20 protein-coding genes are annotated in these 20,901 nt (G+C 39.9%); 9 read left to right on the forward strand and 11 right to left on the reverse strand.

The annotated features are described in order from the left end of the window. From K1I41_RS03360 to K1I41_RS03395, 8 genes are all read left to right on the forward strand, one after another. The gene (locus K1I41_RS03360) at nt 1-480 is read left to right on the forward strand and encodes a hypothetical protein (RefSeq protein ID WP_220641274.1); all 480 of its coding nucleotides are present in this window, start codon (nt 1-3) and stop codon (nt 478-480) included. After that, nucleotides 477-1,634 (forward strand): hypothetical protein, encoded by a 1,158-nt coding sequence (locus tag K1I41_RS03365; RefSeq protein WP_220641275.1) that lies wholly within the window; start codon nt 477-479, stop codon nt 1,632-1,634. Before K1I41_RS03360 ends, K1I41_RS03365 begins: the two co-directional genes overlap by 4 nt. Beyond that, a complete protein-coding gene (locus K1I41_RS03370) occupies nt 1,606-2,112 on the forward strand; it encodes a DUF6712 family protein (RefSeq protein WP_220641276.1) in 507 nt (168 codons plus the stop codon). The genes K1I41_RS03365 and K1I41_RS03370 overlap by 29 nt, the downstream gene beginning before the upstream one ends. A 1-nt stretch (nt 2,113) precedes the next feature. Next, nucleotides 2,114-4,897, forward strand: coding sequence for a beta strand repeat-containing protein (locus K1I41_RS03375; protein WP_220641277.1), 2,784 nt, complete (start codon nt 2,114-2,116; stop codon nt 4,895-4,897). Nucleotides 4,898-4,968: 71 nt separating this feature from the next. Then, a complete protein-coding gene (locus K1I41_RS03380) occupies nt 4,969-5,340 on the forward strand; it encodes a hypothetical protein (protein WP_220641278.1) in 372 nt (123 codons plus the stop codon). Continuing rightward, on the forward strand, nt 5,306-6,103 hold the full coding sequence (locus K1I41_RS03385; protein WP_220641279.1) for a hypothetical protein: 798 nt from the start codon (nt 5,306-5,308) through the stop codon (nt 6,101-6,103). Before K1I41_RS03380 ends, K1I41_RS03385 begins: the two co-directional genes overlap by 35 nt. A gap of 2 nt (nt 6,104-6,105) precedes the next feature. Beyond that, on the forward strand, nt 6,106-6,642 hold the full coding sequence (locus K1I41_RS03390; RefSeq protein ID WP_220641280.1) for a M15 family metallopeptidase: 537 nt from the start codon (nt 6,106-6,108) through the stop codon (nt 6,640-6,642). Next, nucleotides 6,639-7,277, forward strand: coding sequence for a DUF6549 family protein (locus tag K1I41_RS03395; RefSeq protein ID WP_220641281.1), 639 nt, complete (start codon nt 6,639-6,641; stop codon nt 7,275-7,277). The genes K1I41_RS03390 and K1I41_RS03395 overlap by 4 nt, the downstream gene beginning before the upstream one ends. Here K1I41_RS03395 and recO read toward each other — a convergent pair. The 4 genes from recO to K1I41_RS03415 all read right to left on the reverse strand — a co-directional run bounded on the left by recO (nt 7,270) and on the right by K1I41_RS03415 (nt 13,069). After that, nucleotides 7,270-7,983, reverse strand: a complete 714-nt coding sequence (recO, locus tag K1I41_RS03400; protein ID WP_220641282.1) for a DNA repair protein RecO — start codon at nt 7,981-7,983, stop codon at nt 7,270-7,272. The genes K1I41_RS03395 and recO overlap by 8 nt on opposite strands. An 18-nt stretch (nt 7,984-8,001) precedes the next feature. Further along, complete coding sequence (porZ, locus tag K1I41_RS03405) at nt 8,002-10,269, reverse strand: type IX secretion system anionic LPS delivery protein PorZ (protein WP_220641283.1); 2,268 nt, start codon at nt 10,267-10,269, stop codon at nt 8,002-8,004. 124 nt (nt 10,270-10,393) lie between these two features. Further along, nucleotides 10,394-11,737, reverse strand: coding sequence for an NADP-specific glutamate dehydrogenase (gene gdhA / locus K1I41_RS03410; RefSeq protein ID WP_220641284.1), 1,344 nt, complete (start codon nt 11,735-11,737; stop codon nt 10,394-10,396). Nucleotides 11,738-11,905: 168 nt separating this feature from the next. Further along, nucleotides 11,906-13,069 (reverse strand): cystathionine gamma-synthase, encoded by a 1,164-nt coding sequence (locus K1I41_RS03415; protein ID WP_255566973.1) that lies wholly within the window; start codon nt 13,067-13,069, stop codon nt 11,906-11,908. 86 nt (nt 13,070-13,155) lie between these two features. Between K1I41_RS03415 and K1I41_RS03420 the strand changes: the two genes are divergently transcribed. Then, complete coding sequence (locus K1I41_RS03420) at nt 13,156-13,950, forward strand: DUF3298 and DUF4163 domain-containing protein (protein ID WP_220641286.1); 795 nt, start codon at nt 13,156-13,158, stop codon at nt 13,948-13,950. Between the two features lie 247 nt (nt 13,951-14,197). Here K1I41_RS03420 and K1I41_RS03425 read toward each other — a convergent pair whose 3' ends face one another. The 7 genes from K1I41_RS03425 to K1I41_RS03455 all read right to left on the reverse strand — a co-directional run bounded on the left by K1I41_RS03425 (nt 14,198) and on the right by K1I41_RS03455 (nt 20,842). Then, nucleotides 14,198-15,193, reverse strand: coding sequence for a TerC/Alx family metal homeostasis membrane protein (locus K1I41_RS03425; protein ID WP_220641287.1), 996 nt, complete (start codon nt 15,191-15,193; stop codon nt 14,198-14,200). Between the two features lie 15 nt (nt 15,194-15,208). Beyond that, nucleotides 15,209-16,204, reverse strand: coding sequence for an NAD(P)H-dependent glycerol-3-phosphate dehydrogenase (locus tag K1I41_RS03430; RefSeq protein ID WP_220641288.1), 996 nt, complete (start codon nt 16,202-16,204; stop codon nt 15,209-15,211). Between the two features lie 278 nt (nt 16,205-16,482). Next, nucleotides 16,483-17,643: an iron-containing alcohol dehydrogenase gene (locus tag K1I41_RS03435; RefSeq protein ID WP_220641289.1), complete on the reverse strand. Its 1,161-nt coding sequence runs from the start codon at nt 17,641-17,643 to the stop codon at nt 16,483-16,485. A gap of 307 nt (nt 17,644-17,950) precedes the next feature. Beyond that, nucleotides 17,951-18,532 (reverse strand): nicotinate (nicotinamide) nucleotide adenylyltransferase, encoded by a 582-nt coding sequence (gene nadD / locus K1I41_RS03440; RefSeq protein ID WP_220641290.1) that lies wholly within the window; start codon nt 18,530-18,532, stop codon nt 17,951-17,953. 114 nt (nt 18,533-18,646) lie between these two features. Next, a complete protein-coding gene (locus K1I41_RS03445) occupies nt 18,647-19,198 on the reverse strand; it encodes a transposase (RefSeq protein ID WP_220641291.1) in 552 nt (183 codons plus the stop codon). Nucleotides 19,199-19,336: 138 nt separating this feature from the next. Further along, a complete protein-coding gene (gmk, locus tag K1I41_RS03450) occupies nt 19,337-19,906 on the reverse strand; it encodes a guanylate kinase (protein ID WP_220641292.1) in 570 nt (189 codons plus the stop codon). 78 nt (nt 19,907-19,984) lie between these two features. Next, nucleotides 19,985-20,842 carry a YicC/YloC family endoribonuclease gene (locus K1I41_RS03455; RefSeq protein WP_255566964.1) on the reverse strand — a complete coding sequence of 286 codons (858 nt, stop codon included), beginning with the start codon at nt 20,840-20,842 and terminating at the stop codon, nt 19,985-19,987. Between the last annotated feature and the right edge of the window lie 59 nt (nt 20,843-20,901).

The following is a 20,901-nucleotide window of genomic DNA, read 5'->3' on the forward strand; positions in this document are numbered from 1 at the left end:
ATGGACTTTACCACTATGGATATCCGTACCGTCGCCCAAGGAACAAGGGGCGACGGTGTTCGGTATCTGCAACTATTCTTACAACAATATACGGCACTGTTTAACGAGAAAGTTAACCCCAGTTGCCCTAAATGTTTAACCCAATACTTAGCAAAGTATAAAAACCACTTTAAAGCCATGGCAGATACATCAAAATATAGGCTACACGCCAAATACGAAAATATTCCGCTAGCATTCGGCTCACCTATACTGGTTAATAACACCAATATTACCACAGAGTATGCTACACAATTATTAGCACGCCCCAATGGCAAAAGCCTTTTTGCACACATTCCTACCCAAGCCCAACTAGAAGCTGCAAAACCCAAACCACGAAAAAAACGCGCTGCAAAACAACAACCTTTGCAACACACTATAAAAAAGCAAGCAAGCCTTGAAACAGATGATACCGACACTTTGCCTAATAACGAAGCAGAATGAAAACGCTCCTTATAGACGTTTGGAAAAGGCTTACCCCATGGAGCAAAAGTATCGATGTGTATGCTAACGATGTAGATAATGCCTACCCCGAAAGGATGGATAGACTTATTAATAATAGCGTTACCGCAAAATCGGCAGCAGCCATAATGGTACAGTACCTGATCGGTAAAGGCTTCGGAACGGATGCGGATAATCTTATCATCAATAAAGAGCAAAATTTAAAACTTATTGATTTTGCCGATGATGTAGCAGACGATTTGGTAAAACAACGTGGCGTGTTTATACACGTTAATTGGAATGCACTGTACCAAATTGCCGATTTTAGTGTAATTCCGTACGAGTGGTGCCGCATCGGTAAAACCGATAGTAACGATTACAATGGCAAAATTGCCGTTTGCAAAGAGTGGCTTCGCCCCAAAAAAGCAGATATTCAGCTTATTGATACGTATAACCCACGCAAAAAAGTAATAGATGCGCAGGTAGAAAAAGCAGGCGGATGGGAGCATTACAAAGGGCAAGTACTCTACATTAATATGGATACCAAGCTCATCTATCCCCTATCTCGCATTGATAGCGTTGCCGACGATTGCGATAGCGAAGCACAAGCAGCCGTGTATAAAAACAGGCTACTCCGCAAAGGCTTTTTCGGTAACACACTCGTAGTAACACGCCCTTTAGTAGGCGAAGGTTTAGAGCCTGGTAGCCATGCCTTATTGGATGCCGAAAGCGAGCGCGAAAAGTTCCAAGAAGCGATTAAAGACAGTTTGGGCGCACAAAACACAGGCGGTGTATTGTGCTTAGAAATGGATTTTGCAGGCGAAAAGCTGGACGATGCTATTTTAATAAAACAGATTGAAAGCAAAATAGACGATAAGCTGTTTAATTATACCGAGAGTAGCGTACGCGAAAACATTTTGGTTGCCTTTAACAACCTACCCGCAGGGCTTGTAAAAACCAACGAAGCATCGTTGTTTGGTAACTCGGGCGAGGCAATTCGTGAAATGAAACGTACTTACTGGGAAAACACTACTAAAGAGCGAAACCTGCTTGCTGCTATTATTAATCAGCTACTCCAAAAATCGCAAGATTACGCCAGCCTTACCGTACAACCTTTAAAACTTATAGATGATGCAACCCTTAATAACACGGACTGATATTGCGCAATACCGGCAAATATCTAAAACCCCAAACGATGCCAAGCTCAACGAAATGATATTGGATGCACAGCTACTGGACTTGCAACCTCTGTTGGGCGAAAAACTGTTTACTGCCGTTATGGCTGCACCCGAAAATTATACAATATTATTAAACGGTGGCGTGTATGAGCATGAGGGTATTAGCTATACTAACTACGGGGTAAAAATGGTACTATCGTACTTTACCTATGCCCGTTATACGCTATTTGCATCGGTAACCGATACGCCCTACTCGGTAGTAGAAAAACTAAACCCCGAAAGTCGCCCAGCAGAGGCTGCAACCAAAAAAAGTATGTATCAAGTCAACCGCGATGCTGCTCATAAAATATGGGAAAGCGTACACAACTGGCTAACACGAACCAACAACGAAGATTACAAAAAAAGCTGCGGTATGGGCAACACCAACCAAGGTATGCGATTTACAAAAATAGTATAACATGATTGCAATAAACAGTTTAAACGAAAGCCGATTTACCTTAAATGGTATTCAGTACTTTAAAAATTACGTTACCAAAGTAGCCGGCGATAGCCTTACCATTTACAATACCTACAACAACAAAGATGTATTGGTGCCTTTAACGCACTTTGACCAATTTAATATAAACGGTACCATTTACACCACAATAGAAGAGCTACAAGCAGCTATTATAAGCGTATGTTATACCCGCACTACGTTGGACGAGGGCTCATTATACAGCCAAAACAACGTATCGCGTACCCTGTATGCAGGAAACATATTGCAACCCGAAGGAGACCCAAGTTTTGATATGTCGGTAGCCGTAGCCCAAAAACTAAACGAGGTAACGGTAACCATAACCGCTATGGAAAGTCCTGTTTTCATTAGGGCATCTCTAGTAGTACCTGGTGCCGTTGCCGCAGAATATATTTATGCCTTTGGCGGTGGTAAGGGTACTTGGGGCAATGGTGGTACACCCTTTAGCTTTTTAGACTTGCATTTAATAAATGTAAAAAACTATACTACGCAAGATGTAGAAACTAACCCCGCTGCAAATATTATAAGCCTAGATGCACTTGCTAATGGCGATTACCTTACTGCTGCCAACAGTACACAATACGATTTTAGTGATGCTGGAACGGTTAATAACGATGGTAATATCATCAGCTACTACTTTAGCTACAGTACTGACGACGTGTTGTACTTCGTGCAGTTTGTAGGGGCAGCAGGTGTTTACAACGGTACGTTCACGGCAACCGATTTAATATCAAGCACGAATAGTAATGTAACTACTGATATTGATTTACAAACGATTACTGATAATGGGAATAGTATATCAAAAAATGGTGAATTTGAGACATTCTTTTCTCTAAACAATAGTTCAAGTAATGCGAATTTATCAATTAAAAACACAGACGATGGACTGATTAGTTTCATAAATGATGATGGTACTGGTGTGCTGTCTAACTTAACATCAGGCGGAGCACTGTTCGATAGTGGAAGTGGTACTTATACTATAATTAATTATAACGGAATAAACTTGTATGGAGATTCACAAATAGGCAAGTATGACGGAAATATAAATATCAGTGCAAATGCTAACTCTGCAGGGTTGTCAGGAGAGCATGATTATACTTCTAATATAACCGCCCTAGACTACGTACAAAAAAAATACGTTGACGATAGTTTATTAAATACGGCTTCTGTTGTTAATCCTACTTTTACAGGTAATGTAACTATTCCTGCCGATGGCTTTACGTTGTCTGGAGGCGATGCGGGCAATTTAGTTTTTGGTAATGGTGCACAAGTTTCAGGTTCTGGGTTCGTACGGTTTTTGCCATTAGGTACAGATAACACAGCTGGAGCTACAGATACCGTTACCAATAGTACAGGTTTTTCATCAAGTATATTTCAGTTACAAAACCAAATAACAAATTTAGATTTGCAAGCCGTATTGGAAAGCGGAAACTCTGCTACTATCAATAGTGATTTCTACGTAACCAGTGCTAATTCTACAACTGATAGCACTACACTAACAATAACAAACAATGAATTCCTAATCGATGTAAATACCGAAAACGGAGGATCTGGATTAAACATTGGAGAAAGTTTCAGCTGGTCGGGGTCAGGGGAAATCTCTATAGCAGGGACTGGAGGGTCTATATTTTTAGGAAATGATAGCGGGTCAATAGGTGCAGGAGCAGGAGGAACCTTAAACTTCAATTCTTCTACTGGTGTTTCGATAAACGGTAATGCAGGAGGAATTGTATTAAATGGATCTACTAATGGAGTTGAAATTGATGGTGGTGGTGGTGGAGTAAATATAGACTCACCTAATGGGTGGTCTATAAATGGTGGAGATAACGGTAGTATTACTGCTAATGCAGGAAGTGGTGTAAATATAAATGCTGGGACAGGAGGAATTTTACTAGCAGGAAATAACGATGGTGTCACAGTAAATGGTAATGGTCTTACTGTAAATGGTATTTTAACATCTACAGGAGTTTTGCAAATAGATAATATGCAGCCTAGCAATGGTGCAGGTGATTTTTTCAGTTTTAGTAACGGACCAGGAAGTAGCTGGAATATGAATTCTGCTGGAGCATTTTCGTTTGTTGCACAAGAAGATATGATCATTACTACCAACACAGTACAATTTAATTCTAGTATAGATGTGACAGGGCAAACAAATTTTTCAAATATCCCTACAACAATTACAGGTTTTCCTACCTTGGATGAAGAATTAACAAATAAAATATACGTAGACACCCTATTAACAGCAACAACCACACAGCTCCTTTTAAACGATGTTACAGATAGCACCACACTAACGGGCACTACTGATGAAACAGTATTAAAATCATTTTTAATAGCGGGAGGTACAATTAATACAGGGGTGTTTTCTTTCGCTACAATGTTCGAAAAAGCAGGAATTACAGGCGATGCCTACCACAGGGTATACATAAACACAACCAACAGCTTAACAGGCGCTACTAGAATTGCAAGCTTAAACTCAGTAACTAATGCCAGACGATTTACTGATTTCAGAAGAGATTTTATAATAAAGTCAGGAGGAATTCTATTCGGTCATTCAGCTACTAACTCCAATACTAACGGTGAAACAGAGAGTACCTCTGAACCATTAAGTACAAGTATAGACACTACCAACGATATTTATATTATATTTTCAGGAGTATTGCAAGACACTTCAGATAGCTTAACGCAAAAATCATTAAAAATAACTTTTGAAAAAGCTATAACATAATAAACCACACAACTAAAAAAGCGTAAAAGCAGTAAAATTACTACCACGATTTCTGAAAATAATAATGTAGCATGAATCTAATCGAGAAAATAATAACCAACTTACTAGGGGCACACACATTCGATTTTTACATTGTTTATTTCCTGTTTGTAGTTATAGGGGTATTTTTAAGCCTATCGGTAGCCGTATTATTTCGGAATAAAAACAGCGTAAATACCCCATATAAGTTTAGCAGTAAATTCCTTTGGAAAGACAACAAGCACCGCGTAATCGCATCCGTTTTAACCGTTTTCCTATCCGTACGTTTTGCGCCCGAACTATACAAGGGAGAGGCTACCTATTTTACAGGATTTCTACTGGGCGGATGTTTAGACCAAGCCATTTATTGGCTAGGGCAAATACAACGCCGTGGACGAGAAAGGTTTAAACCCGATGATAGATAACATTATCGATAGCGGTATTGGTGTAATAGCAGGGGTTATTTTAGCTTATATTACCATACGATTTGAACGCTATTACAAAAAGAAAGACAACCGAAAGCCCAAAAAAATAGCCGAAAAGCTAAAACAATTATTAGAACTACAAACAAATAAGGAAAAGGAAGAACAACAACGAAACGAGAGCAACAACATACAAGTTTCCAAACAATATTTAGAAGTAGATATTATTCTTAATACAGCAAAACAGCACAGCCATATCGATCGCTTTCTTATATTTACTACACACAATGGCGCGGGCGAACCCAGCCACATAAAACCATACAAAGTATCTGTATTACAAGGCGAAACACACCGCCCCGACAAGCTACACTTTTATGATGCGTTAAAAGTAGACTACAGTTATACCGAAATGCTCGTAGCTATAATAACCAATAAAAATAAACCGTTACAATACAAAGTAGATGAAATGCCCGCTTGTATGCTAAAACGTATTTACATGACCGAAGGAATAAAATACAGCGAAATACACTTTTTAGCCTCTACTCCAACAGGCGTAATTTACTGCTCACTATCTACATTAGTAGATAACGTTTATTTTGACGATCCTACCGATAGGCATATAATAGAAATGCACATAAATGAGCTACGGAAGCACTACCAAAACGAAACACTACGTTTACAACGCGACCGCATTAAAATGCAAACCAATACTAAAGAATTAATACAGTTACAGAAAGAAATTACCGAACTCCAACAAAAACAATAACTATGGTTGCCGACAAAATAACACTAGAAAGAATTAAAGTATTACACCCCAGTATACGGAAAGAAGTACACGATGCCTACCTATACGTTAACAACAAACTACTAGGCAAAGGCGTACGTTTACGATTTGCCCATACACTACGAACAATAGCCGAGCAAGATGCCCTGTATGCACAAGGACGCACCACAAAAGGACCAAAAGTAACCAATGCCAAAGGGGGACAAAGCATACACAACTACGGGTTAGCTATAGATATTGTTTTGTTGTTAGATAAAGATGGTAACGGAACGTTTGAGAGTGCCTCTTGGGATACTAAAGCAGATTACGACCGTGATTTAACCCCCGATTGGATGGAAGTTATTAACCACTTTAAAGCCATTGGTTGGGAATGGGGTGGCGACTGGAAACGTTTTAAAGATTACCCCCACATCGAAAAAACATTTGGCAACAACTGGAGAACATTAAAAGCAAAAATAGATAACCAAGACTTTTTTACCGAGACCATTAAGAGCAAGATTTACAAGTGGGCAAATGTATGAAACACTACCTACCGTATGCCGTAAGTATAGCATTGGCTATACTACTGCTACACCAATGCCAAAAATACAACCACAACACCACCATAGCCAATCAAAACCAAGCCGCCTTAACCGATAGCCTAAAGCACTACCAAAACAAATTAGGCACCACAACAGCCAGTATAAAAACCCTACAAGCAACCCATAAAAAACAATTAAGTGCATTGCTTGGTAAGGACAGGGAAATTGAGAAACTAAAACAGGAATTTGCCAACATAAAAACCGTTGTAAAGTACAAAACCGTAACACAATTTGATACGATAAAAGTATTTTTTGAGCAACCAATTCGGGAATACGATTTTGTACGCGCAGGCAAAGTAAACCATAAGCATTACTCCTTTAGTTATAGTGCAGATAATGTTGGTTTTACTTTAGAGGATTTAACCATACCTAATAAAGTAACCATAATTACAGGCGTAAAACGCAAATGGTTTTTAGGCAAACAATACATTACCACCGATGTTACCAACAGCAACCCCTACGTTACGGTAACCAACTTAAAAGCGGCCGAAGTACAAATACCCCAACCGTGGTATAAAAAATGGTATGTATGGCTTGCCGCAGGTTTTGTAACAAGTACGGTTATAGCTAACTAAACACCTCGCGCAATACATCTAACGATTTTGGGCGCACAAAGCCATCTAGGTGCAAGGCGTAATAATCCATAAGTATTTTTAATAACAACTGTCGTTCCGAAACATGAAACATTTTTGCCGTATCGTCTAGCTTTAAGGGCATTAAGGTACGGAGTAAACTTGTTTCCTTTTCGGAAAGGCAGCTTATGGTTGGGTAGGCTACAAAAACCCCTTCGGACATTTCGAAAAAAGCACCACCACTATTGTTACTCTCGGGATAAAACCCTAAAAACTTTGTAATTTCTAGTAATACTATTAAGTGGAAATTGGTTACCTCGTTGTGCGTGTCCAGCCAAAGCAAAGCCGTTTCTAAATACTCGTATAAGTTTTGGTTTTGCTCCTCCTCTTTAATACAATGGTGCAACATCTCTGCCATAAATAGGGCTATAGCTGTTTTTACAATATTGGTATTGATAGAAAAATAAGGGTGTGCCAAGCGTACCTCTTTAAAATACTCTAGCCGACCATTGTTTTTATGCGTTGCCTCTATTTCGAGGATGTTTAACGGGCGAAAGTAAACCGTTTTTTGGGTGCTTTTACGCGATGAAAAGGCATCGCGCACGTAGTACGATTTTAATCCGTCGGATGCCGTAAAGCATTTTACAATCAGGCTTTTTTCCTGATAGCGTAACGAACTAATAACAATAGCTTTTGTTTTTACAAGCACTCGTGGTAAAGTATAGGGTTATCGTACAATCATTACTTTTTTAACCTTAGTTTCGGTAGCATCTTCCGAGGCAATAAAAATCATATACACGCCCGAGGCTACTTTGTATTTACCAAAAGCGGTGGTATCCCAAAGTACGGTACCCCCTTCGGATGTAGTTTCGTGTACAAGGTTGCCCTCAATATCGGTAATTTTAATATTGGCGTTATCAATAAGCCCGCTTATTTTTACCTCGCCTTCAAAACCAGGGCGTACAGGGTTAGGGTATACAAAAACGTTACTCAAATCGTCCTCTGCAGCTGTAGCTGTACCTTTGTAGGCAACCATACCCCTATCGGTAGCAAAAAACACATCGCCCGTTTCAGGGTCAATAGCCATATCGTTTATGGTGTTGCTGGGTAGCGGTGAATTTTGCTTGGTAAAGTGGAAAATGGTATTTTGCCCATCGGGCGATACTAAAAATGCCCCTGCACTACCAGTAGCTATCCATTTGTTGTTAGAGCCATCTATTTCAATATCGGTTATATCTTGTTCAAACAGTAGCTCTTGTGCCAAGCCATCTTCCTCTATAATAATGGCATTTGTAGTTAATACATCTTCGGTTAAAAAACGGTCGATACCCGACAGTACGCGCAACCCTGCCGATGTTCCTATCCAAAGCCTATTGCTATTATCTATAGCTACCGCCTTTACGTAAATGTTTGGTAAATTTCCAAAATCGTCATCGCCAATTACAATAAATTTATTGCCTTGGGTTTCGTTAAAGGCAATAAGCCCCGAGTTTATAGAGGGTATCCATTTTGTGCCATTCCTGTCAATTATCATTTTTTGGTATTTGTTGGATATGGGGTCGTCCACTTCATCTACAAAACTATACGATGTCCAGTTGCCATTACGAAACACACGTAAGGGCGATTCTGTTAAATCATTTGTCATCCACAGTCCACCATTAGCATCGTAGGCTAAACTATTTACACGCAGGTTATCAAAACCTGCTACGGCTTGCTGGTTTTGTAGCGGGCTATTGCTTTCGTCGTATAATTCTATGGGTACATCATCCTGTAGTTCTAACAATCCTTTATCGTACGATGCTACAAATACTTTACTCTCGTCGTTAGGGTTTACGGCTACATCGGTAAGCGATAAGGCTCCCAATACATCCTCAAAGGGTATGTTAAACCAACCCTCGTTGGTAAATTTACTAATACCTTTTTGTGAGAAATCGGGGATAAACTGAAAATCGTACCCACCAAATACTGCCCATAGGGCATTACGTGTTTTTTCGATAGAAAAAATGCTGCTACGCAACGGACCGTTGGGCGTAATGTTTTCGCGTATGGAAATGTTTTCGATGAAACTTTCTATTACACCGTTTTCTTGCGTGCCAATAAATATTCTGCCCGATACTACGGTGGCACAGGTAAATACAACATCTTCGCCAGGTAGGTTGTTTAGCTGGAGTACTTGTGTAAAATCTTCATCGAAAACGGTAATACGGCTGGCGGTTGTTACTACTAGGTAACCGTTGGCTGCCCTAAAATCTACTGCGGTTGCTCCTGTAAAGGTAAACGGAAAGGGGCTACCGCCTATTAGCCTAAATACGTTACCCGCAGTATCTGCCCCAAAAAGGGTGTTGCCAAAGGTAGCTATGCCCGACCATGCTCCGCCAAACTCCTGTGTCCATTGGCTAAAATCGTTTAGGTTGGGGTTGGCAAGCAGTCCTTTACGAATACCGTTGGATGCTGTGGCAGCATACAGGTAACCGTTTAGTACGGAGGCTTGTATTACGGCTATTTCGGCTCCGTTGGAACCCAAAAAATAGGTGTCCCCAAATTCTAGGCTGGCAATATCAAAAACGGCAATACCAAAATCGCACGATATGTAGGCTTTGCCTTCGTGTTCGTAAATGTGGTTAATGCGTTTTTTGCTGGGTTGTACTATGGCTTCTTCTACTATATCTATTTTATTTACAATGGAGTTATCGGCATTTACAATTATTAGCAAGCCGTTATCGCTACCAACTAGGGTACGGTTAAACTCGGCACTATAGTGTATGGCGGTTATGGTTTCGGGCTTTAAGCCATCTACGGATGTTATGGTACGGAGCTCGTTGGTAATAACGCTTTTGGAGAACATGGCACTCTCGGCAGCGGCATACATTCTGCCGCTAGACTGCGTCATGTCCTGCACACTGGTATAGGAAAAATGCCCTACCCATTGTTGCGCATTTTGTGCAAAAATGGCGCAGGTAAATAGTAAAAAATATAGTGGTGCTAAGCGTTTCATTAATATAGTATTTAATGGCAAATATAAGCTAAAACGAATTTATTATGGTTTTTGTATAACGGGTATAAAAAAAGCTGCCTAGTGTGTAGGCAGCTTTTTTACGTTATGGTAAAAGGGGTAGGTTTTATACTACACCTTGTGCTAACATGGCTTCGGCTACTTTTACAAAGCCTGCAATGTTTGCTCCTTTTACGTAATCGATATGTCCGTCGGCTTCTTTACCGTGCTTAATACAAGCTTCGTGAATATCGTTCATTATCTCTTTTAATTTCCCATCTACTTCCTCTCTTGTCCAGTTAAGGCGTAGTGAGTTTTGCGACATTTCTAGTCCTGATGTTGCTACACCTCCTGCATTGGATGCTTTACCAGGTGCAAAAAGTAATTTTGCATTATGGAAAGCTGTTACTGCTTCGGGTGTACAGGGCATATTTGCACCTTCGGCAACAGCCATACAACCGTTATTAATAAGCATTTTAGCTTCGTCGCCATTTATTTCGTTTTGTGTAGCACATGGTAGGGCAACATCACATTTTACTTCCCATGGCTGTCCGCCATCTACGTACTTCGCATCTGGGTATTTGTCTAGGTATTCTTTAATTCTACCTCTACGCTCGTTTTTAATTTCCATTACGTAGGCTAGTTTATCAGCATCAATACCAGCTTCGTCATAAATGTATCCCGATGAATCGGATAGTGTAACTACTTTACCGCCTAATTGGATTACTTTTTCGGTTGCGTATTGTGCTACGTTACCTGAACCTGATATTACTACAGTTTTACCTTTAAACGAGGTGTCTTTTGTGCTTAGCATGCTTTGTGCAAAGTACACACAGCCGTAACCTGTAGCTTCGGGGCGTATTAACGATCCTCCGTAGCTCATGCCTTTACCTGTAAGTACACCTGTAAACTCGTTACGTAGCCTTTTGTACTGCCCGTACATAAAGCCTATTTCTCTACCGCCTACACCAATATCGCCCGCAGGTACATCGGTATTGGCACCTATGTGTTTGCTAAGCTCCGTCATGAAGCTTTGGCAGAATTTCATTATTTCGTTGTCTGATTTTCCTTTCGGGTCAAAGTCAGCACCACCTTTACCGCCACCCATAGCTAGGGTTGTAAGGCTGTTTTTAAAGGTTTGCTCGAAAGCAAGGAATTTTAAAATACTAAGGTTTACGGATGGGTGAAAACGAAGCCCGCCTTTGTAAGGACCTATGGCCGAATTCATTTGTATTCTGTAGCCTCTGTTTACCTGAACCTCTCCGTTATCGTCCAGCCAATTAACGCGAAACATGATAACTCTTTCTGGCTCTGCCATACGCTCCAAAAGCATTTTGTTTTGGTACCTTGGGTTATTTTCTATAAACGGAATTACCGTTTCGGCAACCTCATGCACGGCTTGTAAAAACTCTGGCTCGTTTGGATTTCTTTTAGAAACTGCGTCCATAAAAGACTGTACACTTCCACTCATATTGTATAAATTTTGTGTTTAAGAAAACGTTTTCGTAATAGTGGCAAATATACAGTTTTCTTACATACAGTTATATATTATTGCTACTACTTTATGTATTGGTTTTTATTTTTGTGTTACCTCGCGCACAGCCTGTTACGGCTACCACGAGGGAGTACTTGTATTTGTTTATAGGTTAAGGGCTTGCTCTAGGTCGTTTAGTAAATCTTCACTATCCTCTATTCCTACACTAAGGCGCACCATATCATCCGTAATACCTAGCTCCTGTCGCTTATCTTCGGGTACCGATGCATGCGTCATTAAAGCAGGATGGTTGGCTAACGATTCTACACCACCTAACGATTCGGCAAGGGTAAATACTTTTACTTTTTCGAGGAATGTAATCGAGTCTTCTTTTTTACCCGATTCAAATGTAAACGATACCATACCGCCAAAACCATTTTGCATTTGCTTTTTGGCAATTTCGTGGTTAGGATGATTCGCTAACCCTGGGTAGTACACCCGTTTTACTTTTGGATGGTTGTTAAGGTACTCGGCTACTTTTTGCCCATTTTCGCTATGGCGTTGTATGCGCAGGTGTAACGTTTTTATACCACGTAGTACCAAGTACGAATCACTTGGTCCTAACGTTGCGCCTGTTGCAAATTGTGCAAAGTGCAATTGCTCGCCTAGCTCTTCGGTTTTGGCTACTAGTGCGCCCGCAATAACATCCGAGTGCCCGCCTAGGTATTTGGTTGCCGAGTGCATTACAATATCTGCCCCTAAATCCAGTGGATTTTGTAGGTACGGTGTTGCAAAAGTATTATCTACAGCAAAAAGTACATTTTTCTCTTTTGTTATTTTAGCAATGGCTGCAATATCGGCAAGCTTCATTAGTGGGTTGGTGGGGGTTTCTACCCAAACCAGTTTTGTGTTTTCGTTGAATAACGACTGGAGTTTATCCAAGTCCGTCATATCTACAAAATGAAATTTAATACCCATATTGCTATACACTTTGCTAAACATACGGTAGGTACCACCATATAAATCGTCCATGGCAATAACCTCATCATTCGGTTTTAGTAATTTCAGTACGCAATCGGTAGCTGCCAATCCGCTCGAAAAAGCAAGTCCGCGCGCACCGTTTTCTATACTTGCCAAAGCATCCTCTAACGCTGTACGTGTAGGGTTGGCAGCACGGCTGTACTCGTACCCTTGGTGAACGCCTGGGCTAGATTGTGCAAATGTTGAGGTTTGGTATACGGGTGGCATTACCGCCCCTGTAGCAGGATCGGGGTGTTGCCCCCCGTGTATGGTTTTTGTATTAAATTTCATATAATTTAATTTCGTGATTGTTTTTATATTCAGACAAATTTACTGTAATTTGTTTACTGTTGTATACTGTTTACAGCTCCTTTTACAAATCTATAACATTTATTATGAAACACTATATTACAATAGCTTTTATAGCCCTTTTAATTACGGGGTGCGGAAAGGATAAGAAAGGCACTAATGACATTGAAGATATGGATGCCGAACCGCCTGTAGCGCTAGCGTTGGAAACAAAGCAGTACAAAGCCACAACATCGTTACCGTGTAAGGATAAATGCCCTAAGGTAGAAATAGCTGTACCCGTAGCTACAGGACCACAGCCTACTGCCGACAGTATTAATAAAAAGGTGTTTAATACCGTTAGGGAGATTATGTATTATGGTGAAAGACCGTATGAGGCCACCAATTATGATGATTTAATGGCATCGTTTATAGGCTCGTACGAGGAATTGAAAAAGGAATTCCCGAAAGAGGCGTTGGAATGGGAGGGTAAAGTAACTGCCAATGTAATACGCAAAACCGATAGCTTAATTAACATTGAGCTAAAGCATTATACCTACACAGGGGGTGCGCATGGTTACGAGGGCTTACGCTCGTTGTTGTTTGACCCTGCAACAGGACATGCCTTTGCTTACCGCGATATTTTTAACGACTTAAATGGTTTTACCGATTATGCCGAAAAACGTTTTAGAGGTAAACACAACATACCCGATGGGCAACCCATAAACAGTACTGGATTTATGTTTGAAGATGATACCTTTAAGCTACCCAATACTATATTTTTTATGGAAGATGGTTTGCTGCTGTATTACAATACCTACGAAATATCGTCGTACGCCGAAGGACCAAAAGAGTTGTTGTTACCGTATAGCGAGCTTACGGAATACTTAAAGTTTAAGTAAAAGAAATCCCACGCATTCCTGCAAGGTCTGTACGACCTTGTAGGTATAAAAACAAAATACATTTTAGTAAATTAGTCAGGGTAAAACCTACAAGGTTCCCAAAATCTTGTGGGCTATTATTATAGCAACCTCATCAAAAAATTTTGTTATTTATAGTATACCTACAAGATACCTACAAGGTTTTTAAAACCTTGCAGGAAAAAAGCAATACAATTTAGCCCCTTACCAAAAAGTAAATAATTGCTAATTACGCTTTTTTTGCATCTGCTTTAGCAGGAAACATAAACGACACTATTACCGAAATTACCAATATACCACCCACTACTGCTAACGATACGGGCGATGAGATATGGTAAAACGGACTGATGAGCATTTTTACCCCAATAAACGATAGTATTATTGCCAAGCCATAGTGCAGCTTGCTAAACATGTGCATAAAGTTGGCAAGCAAAAAGTACAAAGCACGTAAACCAAGTATGGCAAATATGTTGGAGGTATAAAGTATAAACGGGTCGTTGGGTGCTATGGCAAATATGGCAGGGATAGAATCTACAGCGAAAATAAGGTCGGTAAACTCAATAACAGCAACTACTACCAATAATGGTGTTGCCACGCGCTTGCCTTGCTCATAAATAAAAAAACGGTCGCCCTCAAAGTTTTTGGTTACTTTAAACAGCTTATGAATAACTTTTGCGCCTATACTATTAGAGAAATCTTTCTCTTCTTCATCTTCCTCCTCATTGGATGACCACGATTTTATACCCGCATATAGTAGGAATAACCCAAATATGGTTAGTACGGCGTTAATGCGTACATTCATACCAAATACTTCCATTTCGGGTAGGTAAGTGGCATTAATAAGCTCAACCCCCGCAAAAATAAATATAGCCCTAAATAACAACGCGCCTATAATACCCCAAAATAATACTTTGTGGTGCAGGTACTTGGGTACTTTAAAAAAGCCAAAAACGAGTATAAATACAAATAGGTTGTCTACCGAAAGGGCTTTTTCTATCCAATACGCACTTTGGAACTGTGTAAACGACTCCCAGCCCATTACCCAATAAATAATACCGCTAAATAGCATGGATAGCGATATCCAGACTACTGACCATGTTAGTGCCTCTTTACTGGAAACTTCGTGACTGTTTTTATTAAAAACCCCAAGATCTAAAAGTAACATAACAACTATTGCTATAGCAAACCCTGCTATGAGCCAAGGATGATTTATAAGACTATCCATTATATTCCGTGAGTATTAATCTAGTTTTTCGGTTAATTTTTTAAATACATTTTTGGCATCCTTGCCCTCGTATAGTATGCTATATACGGCATCTATAATAGGTGTTTTGGCATTGTACTCTTGGTTAAGGGTATAAGCACTTTTGGTAGCATAGTAGCCTTCGGCAACCATACTCATTTCCATCATTGCCGATTTTACGGTGTATCCCTTCCCTATCATGTTACCAAACATACGGTTACGCGAAAATACGGAGTAGCCTGTTACCAATAAATCGCCTAAGTAGGCGGAGTTATTAATATTACGCTTCATGCGATGCACTTTACGGATGAATTTTTTCATCTCGCGGATGGCATTGCTCATTAATAGTGCCTGAAAGTTATCGCCGTACCCCAAACCATGTGCTATACCTGCAGCAATAGCGTATATGTTTTTAAGCATAGCAGCATATTCTGTACCAATAATATCATCGGATATTTTTGCATTAATGTAGTGGCTACTAAGGTTTTTGCTTACTACTTTGGCTTTCTTTTGGTCGCCACACGCAACGGTTAGGTACGATAATCGTTCTAACGCCACCTCTTCGGCATGGCAAGGTCCTGTTAGTACACCAATATTATCGAATGGAATACCATATTCTTGGTGGAAGTGTTCGCCTACAATAAGGCTGGTTTCGGGTACTATACCCTTTATGGCAGAGAAGATAATTTTACCCTTTAAACTTGCAGTAAGTTTTTTGAGCTCACCACCTAAAAAAGCCGACGGTATGGCAAAAATAACATAGTCGGCATAGGCTACTGCCTCGTTAATATCGTTAGTAAGCCGTAGCTTTTTGGTATCAAATTCTACAGAACTAAGGTAGTTGGGGTTGTGCTTTTGGAGTTTTATATGCTCTATAGCATAAACGTTGCGCATGTACCAAGCTATTTCTGGTACGTTTACACAAAGCATTTTTGCAATAGCAGTTGCCCAGCTTCCGCCACCTATAACGGCGAACTTTGGATTCTCGTTCATGTTGGTTTAGTGTTTGTAAAGCAAAAGTACTTAAAATTTATGCCCTATGCCAATTACAAGCAATTTCTTAAAGCATACGGGGTTAGCGTTGGTAGTTTGCAGCACTACATAAAGATTAACATTTTATTATGATGCCTTACGCAATTTACAAAACGTGGTGCCGTTAGTATATAGAATTTTGTTTGAATAAACAGAATTACAAGGTTAGTTAAAATTTTTGTTTTTGGTGTTTAAAAGGCATTCGCTACATTAGTAACGAGTGCCTTTTTTTATACTATTTAGTAACTAAGCTCTACTATTTCTTTCACTTTATCGGGGGTAATGTTTTGGCGTTCGCCAAGGGCTTTCCAGCCACGCTCTTCAAAGCGGTTTACTATAAAGCTGGCTGTTTTCTCGTAATCGTCGGTGTAATTGGATAGTTTGGTATCCATCCCCATAGTATGGAAGAATGCTACTGTTTTCTCTATAGCTTGGGTTGCTGCATCATCTACAGTATCAGCATCAATATTCCAAACACGTTTTCCGTATTGTGCTAGTTTTTCTTTCTTACTATCAAACATTACACGGTACAGGTTGGGTGCTATTATGGCAAGCGTACGGGCGTGGTCTATATCATACAGGGCTGTAAGCTCGTGCCCTATCATGTGGGTAGCCCAATCGGTAGGTACCCCTTTTTGTATTAATCCGTTTAGTGCCATAGTACAGCTCCACATTAGGTTGGCTGCTAGTTTGTAATCGCTAGGGTCTTTGGCAACCTCAGGTCCTACTGTTATAAGTGTTTGCAGTATGCCTTCGGCAATTCTGTCTTGCAATAACGCATCGTGCGGATAGGTTAGGTACTGCTCCAGCACATGGGTATAAGCATCTATAACACCGTTTTGCACTTGGCGCGTAGGTAACGATGCCATTACTTTAGGATCGCATATAGAGAATTGCGGGAATAGTGCTGGACCTCCAAAGGGTAGTTTTTCGTGTGTTTCTTCAATAGTTACTACAGAGCCTGAGTTCATTTCGCTCCCTGTTGCGGGTAGGGTAAGTACGGTACCAAATGGCAAGGCGTTATCCTCAATACGCATGCGTTTGCGTAATATTTCGGCTGCATCACCCTCGTAATTGGCTGCTGCCGAAATGAATTTTACACCATCTATTACAGAGCCTCCTCCTACTGCTAAAATAAAGTCGATGTCTTTTTCTTTAACCTCCTTTACCGCTTTCATTAACGTTTCAAAGCGCGGGTTAGGTTCTACCCCACCAAACTCGGTAACAGTATGTTTTTTTAGTGCATCGGCTACTTGCTCGTGTATGCCATTTTTAAAAATACTCCCGCCACCATATACCATTAGTACGTTAGCATCGGTAGGGATTAGTTTAGATAATTTGGCAATTTGCCCTTCGCCAAATACAAGGTTTACGGGGTTATAATATTCGAAATTTTGCATAATTTTTAATTTTTACACAAAGCTACAAATTATGAAAACCGACCTGTAATAAAGGAATGTTAAGACTGGGGAGTGATGCCATACTACTTTTAATCCTGCAAGGTCTTAAAGACCTTGTAGGTATTGTTAGATTATAATAGCTATCCAAACCTACAAGGTTTTGGAGTGCTTGTTTGGTTTTAATGGCTACTAAATTGAGCCTTATGTATACCTACAAGGTTTTGAGTGCTTGTAGGTCTAAGTAGCTACCAAATTACGCCTCTTATGTATACCTACAAGGTTTTGGAAACCTTGCAGGAAGAAGGTATTATTTTTTATAAAACAAGTTATGGTCTATGTACGCCCATACTTTTTGGGGTAGTAAGGGTTGTACGTTTTTACCTTGTTTTATGTTGTTTCGGATAAAGGTTGACGATATCTCTATAACAGGTGCCTCTATACGGTGTATTTTTGGGTTTGCCAGTAACGTTGCATCGGCAACGGCACTATTAATACGTGGATACACATAAATATCGTGATTGGCTAGTAGTACCTCATAATTTTTCCATTTGTGTAATGAGTTGAGATTATCTTCGCCCATTATTAACGAAAATTGGTGCATGGGGTATTTTTCTAGTAAGTGCACTAGCGTATTTACGGTATAGTTGGGTTGTGGTAGGCTAAACTCAATATCGCTGGGGCGGATGGTATCGTAATCTTCAGTAGCAAGGTGTACCATTTGTAACCTATGGCGATCGTCCAATAAAGTGCTTTTCTTTTTGTGTGGGTTATGGGGGGTTACCACCATCCATATTTGGTCGAGGTCAGAATGCTCTGCCATGTGGTTCGCAATAATTAAATGCCCTGCGTGTATGGGGTTAAATGTACCAAAGTAAAGCCCTATTTTCATTTTAATTGTATTTTTTACTTACGGTTGCACCTGCAAGGTCTTTACGACCTTGTAGGTTTATTGGGTTAGTAGTTACAGTTAACACCTACAAGGTTTTGGAAACCTTGCAGGAGATTATTCTAATAAAAATTTCTCGTGTAAATCTAAATTTCTCTGTTGGTGTACAAAGATAAAATTATCTCGGTCGCCAAAATAGTTTAATACCTCATCTCTTTTTAAAATAGTTGGTTTACTGCTCAAACACGCTTTATATGATGTGTATTTATACCGCTCAAAATCAATATTATAATGATGTTTTGGGTTAAGGTGTATATATACTATAAGTTGTTTCAAATACTCTTCGTTATGTATGGCAATCCGCTTAAAATGCTTTTCGAATAAACTCCCCGTACGATTTGTAGCTTTATTAAAAGCTTTAGCATACGCGTTAAAAAAGTTGGAAAAACTTTGTGTGACTTTTTCGGCAGGGTCATCTACACGAATAAGCAAATGAAAATGATTATCCATTAAACAATAGGCGAAAACACTACAATGTGGTGCTACATATTTTGAGAGTAATTGTAAGAAGTAGTTTTTGTTTTCATCAGAAACAAAAATAGGGGTACTATTTATCCCTCTATTGTAAATATGATAAGTGTAACCCCGTTGTAATACCTCTAATTTCACAAAAAGTACTTTTAACTATTGTACATTTTTTCGTATATATCCTGCAAGGTTCTAAAAACCTTGTAGGATTTTAATTTTATAATTCTCAATATAATCGTTAGACCTACAAGGTTTTGGAAACCTTGCAGGAGGGTATTGTTAACGTATAAAATCCTCTACCAAATCGTGGGCTTCCTGCTTGGCAGTATCTAGGTCGTAGTTTTTAATAATAGTATCAAACTGCGGTGCGGTGGCTAACTCTACCGATGCTTTTGCAATACGCATGTTTATTTTATCGTCACTCTCGGTACTGCGCTTTTTAAGGCGAATTTTAAGCTCATCTACGCTTGGTGGCTTTACAAATACCGCCAATGTTTCTTCGGGGAATTTCTTTTTAATGCGCAGTCCGCCTGCAACATCAATATCAAAAATTACGTTTTTCCCTTTTGCCCAAATACGTTCTACTTCGCTTTTTAATGTGCCGTAAAAATTATCGCGGTATACCTCTTCCCACTCTACAAAATCTTCGGCTTTTATGTGTTTTTTAAACTCCTCTGTACTCATAAAGTAATAATCTTTACCATGCTGCTCTTCGCCACGAGGGCTACGGGTAGCCGCAGAGATAGAAAATTCTAGGTTAAGGTCTGCTTGCTCCAACAGGTGCCTTACTATGGTGGTTTTACCCGAACCCGATGGTGCCGAGAATACGATGAGTTTACCTTTATTCATTGTGTGTTATGTTGTTGTACCCAACACGCCGTTTAGGGATGGCGCGTTAGGTATTTTTGTAGTTTTTTATACAATTGCTTACAATACGTTAAGCACCTGCTCTTTTATTTTTTCCAGCTCGTCTTTCATCTGTACTACTAGCTTTTGCATTTGTGCGTGGTTGGCTTTAGAGCCCATAGTATTTATTTCGCGCCCCATCTCTTGGGTAATAAAACCTAACTTACGCCCATTGGCTTGGTTGCCCTCTAGGGTTTCTACAAAATAATTAAGGTGATTTTCCAAACGGACTTTCTCTTCCGTAATATCCATTTTTTCGAGGTAGTAAATTAACTCCTGCTCAAAACGGTTTTCGTCTACATTTACCTTTAGCTCGGCTATGGCATTTTGCAGTCGGGTTTTTACACTTTCAATACGTTCGCCATCGTGGGCAACAGTTGCCTCCATTAAGGCTTTAATATTGGCTATGCGGGTAACAAAATCTTTTTGCAATGCTGCCCCTTCGCTTGCGCGGAAACTTTTTATGTTTACCAACGCTTCGTCTACCACGCCTTGTATGGCTTTCCAATCGTTTTCATCTATCTCCTCGCGTTCGGTTTTTAAAGCATCGGGCATGCGTACTGCCATTTTTAGCAGTTCGGTAGCATCGCCATCTACTACTTCGCGAAGTTGGTTGATGTACGATTGTACTACGGGTGCATTAACTTTGGCTGTGGTTTCCTCGCCCGTAACTTCTACAAAAAGCGAAAATTCTACTTTACCACGCTCTAGCTTTTGTGCTACTTGGTTGCGCAACCCGAGTTCCATTTCGCGGAATACGGAGGGCATCCTGAAATTAAGGTCGAGCCCTTTGCTGTTGAGTGATTTTATTTCGACTGTAACTTTTTTGTTGGGTAGTTGCAACGACGATTTGCCAAACCCCGTCATGGATTGTATCATGTAAAAAATTTAGAGGCACAAAGTTAAGAAAAAAATAGCGCGTAGGTACGTACAACCGT

The sequence above is a fragment of the Flavobacterium litorale genome (assembly GCF_019613795.1).
GTDB lineage: Bacteria > Bacteroidota > Bacteroidia > Flavobacteriales > Flavobacteriaceae > Flavobacterium > Flavobacterium litorale.

Coding starts and splice junctions, on each gene's coding strand:
- K1I41_RS03360 (WP_220641274.1), top strand. CDS start 1: ATGGACTTTACCACTATGGATATCCGTACCGTCGCCCAAGGAACAAGG.
- K1I41_RS03365 (WP_220641275.1), top strand. CDS start 477: ATGAAAACGCTCCTTATAGACGTTTGGAAAAGGCTTACCCCATGGAGC.
- K1I41_RS03370 (WP_220641276.1), top strand. CDS start 1,606: ATGATGCAACCCTTAATAACACGGACTGATATTGCGCAATACCGGCAA.
- K1I41_RS03375 (WP_220641277.1), top strand. CDS start 2,114: ATGATTGCAATAAACAGTTTAAACGAAAGCCGATTTACCTTAAATGGT.
- K1I41_RS03380 (WP_220641278.1), top strand. CDS start 4,969: ATGAATCTAATCGAGAAAATAATAACCAACTTACTAGGGGCACACACA.
- K1I41_RS03390 (WP_220641280.1), top strand. CDS start 6,106: ATGGTTGCCGACAAAATAACACTAGAAAGAATTAAAGTATTACACCCC.
- K1I41_RS03395 (WP_220641281.1), top strand. CDS start 6,639: ATGAAACACTACCTACCGTATGCCGTAAGTATAGCATTGGCTATACTA.
- porZ (WP_220641283.1), bottom strand. CDS start 10,269: ATGAAACGCTTAGCACCACTATATTTTTTACTATTTACCTGCGCCATT.
- gdhA (WP_220641284.1), bottom strand. CDS start 11,737: ATGAGTGGAAGTGTACAGTCTTTTATGGACGCAGTTTCTAAAAGAAAT.
- K1I41_RS03420 (WP_220641286.1), top strand. CDS start 13,156: ATGAAACACTATATTACAATAGCTTTTATAGCCCTTTTAATTACGGGG.
- K1I41_RS03425 (WP_220641287.1), bottom strand. CDS start 15,193: ATGGATAGTCTTATAAATCATCCTTGGCTCATAGCAGGGTTTGCTATA.
- K1I41_RS03430 (WP_220641288.1), bottom strand. CDS start 16,204: ATGAACGAGAATCCAAAGTTCGCCGTTATAGGTGGCGGAAGCTGGGCA.
- K1I41_RS03435 (WP_220641289.1), bottom strand. CDS start 17,643: ATGCAAAATTTCGAATATTATAACCCCGTAAACCTTGTATTTGGCGAA.
- nadD (WP_220641290.1), bottom strand. CDS start 18,532: ATGAAAATAGGGCTTTACTTTGGTACATTTAACCCCATACACGCAGGG.
- gmk (WP_220641292.1), bottom strand. CDS start 19,906: ATGAATAAAGGTAAACTCATCGTATTCTCGGCACCATCGGGTTCGGGT.
- K1I41_RS03455 (WP_255566964.1), bottom strand. CDS start 20,842: ATGATACAATCCATGACGGGGTTTGGCAAATCGTCGTTGCAACTACCC.